This window comes from Moorena sp. SIO4G3 (assembly GCF_010692305.1).
GTDB lineage: Bacteria > Cyanobacteriota > Cyanobacteriia > Cyanobacteriales > Coleofasciculaceae > Moorena > Moorena producens_A.
Map to the genome: position 1 here is coordinate 1 of NZ_JAAHIG010000506.1, position 5,600 is coordinate 5,600.

General features: G+C 44.4%; 6 protein-coding genes. 2 read left to right on the top strand and 4 right to left on the bottom strand.

Going from position 1 to position 5,600, the window contains the following annotated elements:
- Nucleotides 1-226: 226 nt before the first annotated feature.
- The 3 genes from F6J99_RS41335 to F6J99_RS41345 all read right to left on the bottom strand — a co-directional run bounded on the left by F6J99_RS41335 (nucleotide 227) and on the right by F6J99_RS41345 (nucleotide 2,366).
- Complete coding sequence (locus F6J99_RS41335; RefSeq protein WP_293122290.1) at nucleotides 227-376, bottom strand: hypothetical protein; 150 nt, start codon at nucleotides 374-376, stop codon at nucleotides 227-229.
- Between the two features lie 667 nt (nucleotides 377-1,043).
- Nucleotides 1,044-1,973: a pentapeptide repeat-containing protein gene (locus F6J99_RS41340; RefSeq protein ID WP_293122293.1), complete on the bottom strand. Its 930-nt coding sequence runs from the start codon at nucleotides 1,971-1,973 to the stop codon at nucleotides 1,044-1,046.
- 231 nt (nucleotides 1,974-2,204) lie between these two features.
- Complete coding sequence (locus F6J99_RS41345) at nucleotides 2,205-2,366, bottom strand: hypothetical protein (RefSeq protein WP_168166462.1); 162 nt, start codon at nucleotides 2,364-2,366, stop codon at nucleotides 2,205-2,207.
- Here F6J99_RS41345 and F6J99_RS41350 point away from each other — a divergent pair.
- Nucleotides 2,365-4,119, top strand: coding sequence for a metallophosphoesterase (locus F6J99_RS41350; protein WP_365975284.1), 1,755 nt, complete (start codon nucleotides 2,365-2,367; stop codon nucleotides 4,117-4,119). The genes F6J99_RS41345 and F6J99_RS41350 overlap by 2 nt on opposite strands.
- A gap of 333 nt (nucleotides 4,120-4,452) precedes the next feature.
- Nucleotides 4,453-5,076 (top strand): IS607 family transposase, encoded by a 624-nt coding sequence (locus tag F6J99_RS41355; protein ID WP_168166546.1) that lies wholly within the window; start codon nucleotides 4,453-4,455, stop codon nucleotides 5,074-5,076.
- A gap of 227 nt (nucleotides 5,077-5,303) precedes the next feature.
- Here the strand turns inward: F6J99_RS41355 and F6J99_RS41360 are convergent.
- Nucleotides 5,304-5,600, bottom strand: a 297-nt coding sequence (locus F6J99_RS41360) for a D-arabinono-1,4-lactone oxidase (RefSeq protein WP_293122299.1), incomplete at its 5' end; no start/stop codon positions are given.

Here is a 5,600-nt window from a genome sequence, read left to right on the forward strand (position 1 = left end):
CCTTAGAATAGTGGAGCCTTAATCATAAAGTTTTAACCCTTTTATGCATAGCCTGCTAACCATAAAGGCTCCACTATTCTTGCGGTAACTTCTGACCGTGTCGTTAATAAAGCTTGCCGAGTATCCGTTCGCGCAGCGTCGGCGAAAGCCGATACCGTTGGGTGGAGTTGGCAAGAAGCCTACACTGAACTCGTTCGCGGAGCGGCTCTGTAAGAGCAGAGTCAGTTTAGGAGTATGTCACTATAAGCGATCGCGTAGCGTGGCCAAAGGCCAATCGCGTAGCGTGGCCAAAGGCCAATCGCGTAGCGTGGCCAAAGGCCAATCGCGTAGCGTGGCCAAAGGCCAATCGCGTAGCGTGGCCAAAGGCCAATCGCATGTTTCTTAAACAGTTAAGCTTCCGCAACGGTTAGGCTTCCGCAACGGTTACTATCAATTCAAGAGCACAGCATCAACGGACTACTAGCTGTTGATGCGATCATCGCATGCTTGTTTAACAGTTAGGCTTCCGCAACGGTTAGGTTGACCCAACGGTTACCATCAATCAGGATAAGACCATGAAAAGCTAGTAGTAACCCATATTCCGCAGGTTGGTCAGACCAGTAGATAAGATTTTTGGCGGGGAGCACCAAGAAACTGAATACCCCTTATTATTAAATAATGAAATTATTTAATAATTTAATCATATTGATTGCTGTCATCTTGTTGTTCCTTGATTGAGTTTATAATCTCGTTTAATGGCTTTTGGTTTAGCCACTGATGGCGTTATTGCGTATAATCACCTTGACCCCAGTTAAAATATTGAATAAACCGAATTGCATCAACCATTCCTAAGGCGTTGCTTAATAATGGAATGATTTTAATAGTTTTTAGGTGCCCTTGACCTTGGTGAATTTAATTCTTCATGGGTCAAGGGCACCTTTGACTAAAATAAGCTGACGGCACCTCAAGTAGCGTGAGCCTTTGGCTGACGGCTGACGGCTGATAGCTGATAGCTGAACGCCCACGCGTGCGCGTAGCGCTTAAGCAGATAGCTTAGGTTGCTGTTACCGAATTGGAACATTCAACGCGCCATTTTGCTTGAGCCATTGGCACTGTTGAGCACTTAATCCTTTAGCATCGGTAAACACCGCACCGGCCACCTCGCATTGGTCGAAATCAACCCCATCCCAAATAGTATTCTCTAAATTAGCGTACTGTAAATCAGCATCTTTAAGATTAATACTAGATAAGCGAGCCCCTTCTAAATTGGCAGAAAATAAAGACGCTTCAGTTAAATCAACATCCTTTAATAGCGCATTTTCTAAACTTGACTCCAGCAACTGAGCACCACGCAAAATTACCTCGGTCAAATCAGCAGCTCTGAGATTAGCAACAATCAGATTAGCAGAAGTTAAATCTGCTCTGAGTAAACTAGCACGGCTTAAATTTGCCCGTTCCAAATCAGCAGCAAGCCACTTAGTATCTATTAACTGAGCCGCTTCTAAGGTAGCTAGATCAAGGCTTGCTCCACTGAAATTAGCCTCAGGGAAATTCACAGCTCCTAAATTGGCCATCTTGAGATTGGCACCTGTAAAGGTTATCCCTTTTCCAGTTGCTTCTCTCAAATCAGCCTTTTGCAGCTGGGCTAAGGACGCCTCAACCCCATCTAGTCTTGCTCCACAGAGCTTAGCCTTTGTTGCCCAAGCCCCTCGGAGATTCGCCCCCTCCAAATCAGCACAATTCAGTTGAGCTCCTGAGAGTCGGGCATAAACCAGAGTTGCCCCGGATAGGTTGGCCCAGCTGAGATTGGCTTGAGTAAAGTCTGTCTCTTGACAAGATGCTCCCGAGAGATTGGCATTACGTAGGTAAGCGTGGGCAAACTGAGCCTGATCCAGATTCAACCCCTGTAAATCAATATGACTCAGCTCGGCTTTCTGTAACGACAGTCCTTGCTTAAGTTGGCTAATAACTTGATGAGTAGTTAATAATGTCATAGTATGGCTTCTATAAAACCTGTAGTCAGTTAGTTTTGTATCTAATTTAACTTTAATCTGACCTCAAATGTAATTATTGCAAGAATCTTTTACAGAAATGTTTACGATTCAAAATATACTTTCTACAAAAACAAATTGAGCGTTTGAGGCACCCGAGCAGCCAATGGGCTAGCGAAACGCTCTATGTCAACAGGAATAACGGTTTGAGCACTTAGACTAATACGCTGATACCTAAGTGCTCAAAGTATAGTGGAGAGTAGTTGTGTGTTTGATTAGGGGATTGTGACAGTTTCCCTCAATCAGCAACGTCGTGCTATGGGGAGTAGGGAGTAGGGAGTAGGGAGTAGGGAGTAGGGAAATGGTCAAGTTTTCTATCAGTCGCTTTATCCTCATGGCAGCTATAGTTATCGGTGTAATTGTTCTTGTCCCAACTATCAAGCAAATTACCCAGCAGCGAGCCATGACATCCGCTTACGAATTACTGACTGACCCATTCTTGCAATTTCCTACAAAAGATTCCGTGGGGGTGGTTTGGTTTACCGAATTTCCTGGCTCCCGCCACACTGTTACCTACGGCACGAGCTCTTATCGTAAGGCCACTGCTACTACTACTAAACTCAGCCGCACTCGGGAAGACCAAAAATCCCGAGTAGGCAACCAGACCGAAGACGGCCAAGTCTACCAGAAGCCCATCATGCGGGATATTTGGCGTCATGAAGCGATCGTAACTGGACTGACTCCTGGTATTCCTGTTCCCTATCAAGTCACCAGTGTCAAGGAGAATGGGCAAGTTGTCAGGAGCAAACTCTTTAGCGTCAGTGCTCTACCAAACCCTGAGACACCCCAGAAAATTCTTCTGACTTCTGACCATCAACTAATGCCCATGACCGCAGCTAATCTCCAGAAGGTGGTAGACACTGTAGGCCAAATTGATGGAGTGTTTTATGTTGGTGATTTAGTTAATATTCCTGACCGGGCTTCGGAATGGTTTGATGATAACCGGGGTGGTGCGTTTTTCCCTTGTCTTCAGGGTCGAGCTAATTACCAATTGCAGAAGAATGGGGTTAAAACTACCTACCATGGCGGTGAAATTATTCAAAATGCCCCGATCTTTCCTGTAGTTGGTAATCATGAAGTGATGGGGCGTTTTTCTATGGAAAAGGATTTGAATAGCCAATTCAATGACCCTTTTCCTCGGGCTGCAGCACAAGCCATCTATCAGCAAAAAGCTGAACAGTTAAATCCAGATAATGACCCTAATTATTACCAAGCTTGGCTAAAAAACAATACCTATAATACTGACACCTATAACGAGATTTTTTCCCTACCTAATGGCAAACCTTATTATGCCGTAACCTTTGGTGATATTCGCTTAGTGGTGTTGTACATTACTAATATTTGGCGCACACCTAGCTTAAGCCCTAATGCCAAAGGTAGGTATCAAGAACGGGAACAAGATTTAGACAATCCCATCGCTTGGGGATACGGACAACATATCTTTGAACCGGTTAGTAAAGGGAGTCCCCAGTACCAATGGCTCCAGGCAGAACTCAATAGCACTGAGTTTCAACAAGCTAAGTATAAAATTGTGATGCTTCACCATCCTCCCCATAGCCTAGGGGACAATATTGTCCCAGCTTATACTGACCCAGTGCAGATCATTGAGCGGGATCGGGCGGGTAAGGTGACAGCAGTACGTTATGAGTACCCCAAAGACAAGGATTATATCATTCGGGATGTGGTGCCATTGTTAGAAGCTGCTGGTGTGCAGTTGGTGTATTATGGCCATTCCCATCTATGGAATCGCTTTGTTGATGGTAATGGCATCCATTTTTTAGAATCCTCCAATGTGGGGAATAGTTATGGCGCTTATGTTGGTGAGAAGAAGCGCCCAGTACCAACTGGGTATAACGAAAACTATTCCGCTACTGGAGACCCCAATGGATTAGAGCCCGTTATGCCAACAATCGCGCCATTGTTAGGAGAGAATAACCAGCCCTTGCCTTATATCGCTAGTAATGACCTCACTGTATTTAGTATCTTTGATACTGGCACCGGTATAGTAACTAGCTATCGCTTTGATACGCGATCGCCTAATTCAGATGTGATTAAATTCGATCAGTTTCAGTTAAAGCCAAAGGATTAGGGTCGGGAGATGGGGGGATGGGGAGATGGGGAGATGGGGAGATGGGGAGATGGGGAGATGGGGAGATGGGGAGATGGGGAGATTTTTGATGAAGGGTAATTATCCTAAAATTCTATTATAGAATAATATATTGGCTACTCTTGCTAGCATGCCTGTTGCTAGCATGCCTGTTGCTAGCATGCCTGTTGCTAGCATGCCTATTGCCTGTTGCCTGTTGCCTGTTGCCTGTTGCTTCTCTCTAAAAAATAGACACCCTTGGACATTACTTCCAAAATGGGTAATACTAGAGAGGTTGTGATTAGATCTAGCATTGATATGGAAAGTCATTCTGAGATGACATTAAGCATTGGGGAGGCAGCTAAACAGCTAGGAGTCTCTACCAAAACCCTAAGACGGTGGGCTGATGCGGGCAAAATCAGATATCAACGTTCACCTACTGGACAACGGCGATTTTATCTTAAAGATATCAAACATATAACACCAAGAAATCCTCAGCCATTAACCCACAGATTGACAATTAACTATGCCAGAGTTTCAAGTGATGAGCGACAAAAAGACCTGAGGAGTCAAATTCAATTATTAGAAAATTTTAGCGCTGCTAATGGTTGGCAATACGAAACTATTTCTGATTTAGGGGGTGGTTTAAATTATCACAAAAAAGGATTGAACCAATTACTCAGAAAAATTATGACAGGGGATGTTGAACGATTGGTGATAACTCACAAGGATAGATTGCTGAGATTTGGATCAGAATTAATCTTTACCATTTGTGAAGAGTTTGGCACAGAAGTCGTGATCATTAATAAATCCCCAGAGGGAGTCAGCTTTGATGACGAATTAACCCAAGACATGATGGAATTAATCACAGTCTTTTCTGCCCGTCTCTATGGCGCTAGGAGCCAAAAAAATCAAAAATTACTGGATGGAATGAGTAAAGTGGTAAAGGAATTAGAGTAAGGAGTAGGTGGAGAGGGGTTAGGGTGGGGAGATTGGGGAGATTTTTATTAAGCGATGCAGCGCGGTCTTGGGGAGGCAGCGCGGTCTTGGGGGTCTCCCCCATGAGCGACTGCCGTGGTTTCCCCCATGAGCGACTGCATCAAGACAGGGTAATTATCCCGACATGATATTAGAGAATATGGAAGAAACTCCGGCTGTGAAACCAACTCCCAACCGATTTGAGCCAATTATACATCAAAAGGGAAGAGGCGGTCGAGGAAGGGGTTAGAAAAAAGTCGATCAGGATCAAATTCTTTCATAAGTAGAGCGAAGTCATCCCAACGTGGGTATTGTGAGCGCAGATATTCCCGATTGGAATAAAAGTGCTTGCCCCAGTTGGGACGGCCACCATACTCTAATAATATCTGTTCGGCTTCCCGATGATAGTTTTCAATCACTTTAAAATCTGACCCTGATAAGTTAAGGCTAATATATACCGATTCTCTTTGATACAGTGGGCTTAACCAATGCTCTTCGGAACTAGC

Coding starts and splice junctions, on each gene's coding strand:
- F6J99_RS41335 (WP_293122290.1), bottom strand. CDS start 376: ATGCGATTGGCCTTTGGCCACGCTACGCGATTGGCCTTTGGCCACGCT.
- F6J99_RS41340 (WP_293122293.1), bottom strand. CDS start 1,973: ATGACATTATTAACTACTCATCAAGTTATTAGCCAACTTAAGCAAGGA.
- F6J99_RS41350 (WP_365975284.1), top strand. CDS start 2,365: ATGGCAGCTATAGTTATCGGTGTAATTGTTCTTGTCCCAACTATCAAG.
- F6J99_RS41345 (WP_168166462.1), bottom strand. CDS start 2,366: ATGAGGATAAAGCGACTGATAGAAAACTTGACCATTTCCCTACTCCCT.
- F6J99_RS41355 (WP_168166546.1), top strand. CDS start 4,453: ATGACATTAAGCATTGGGGAGGCAGCTAAACAGCTAGGAGTCTCTACC.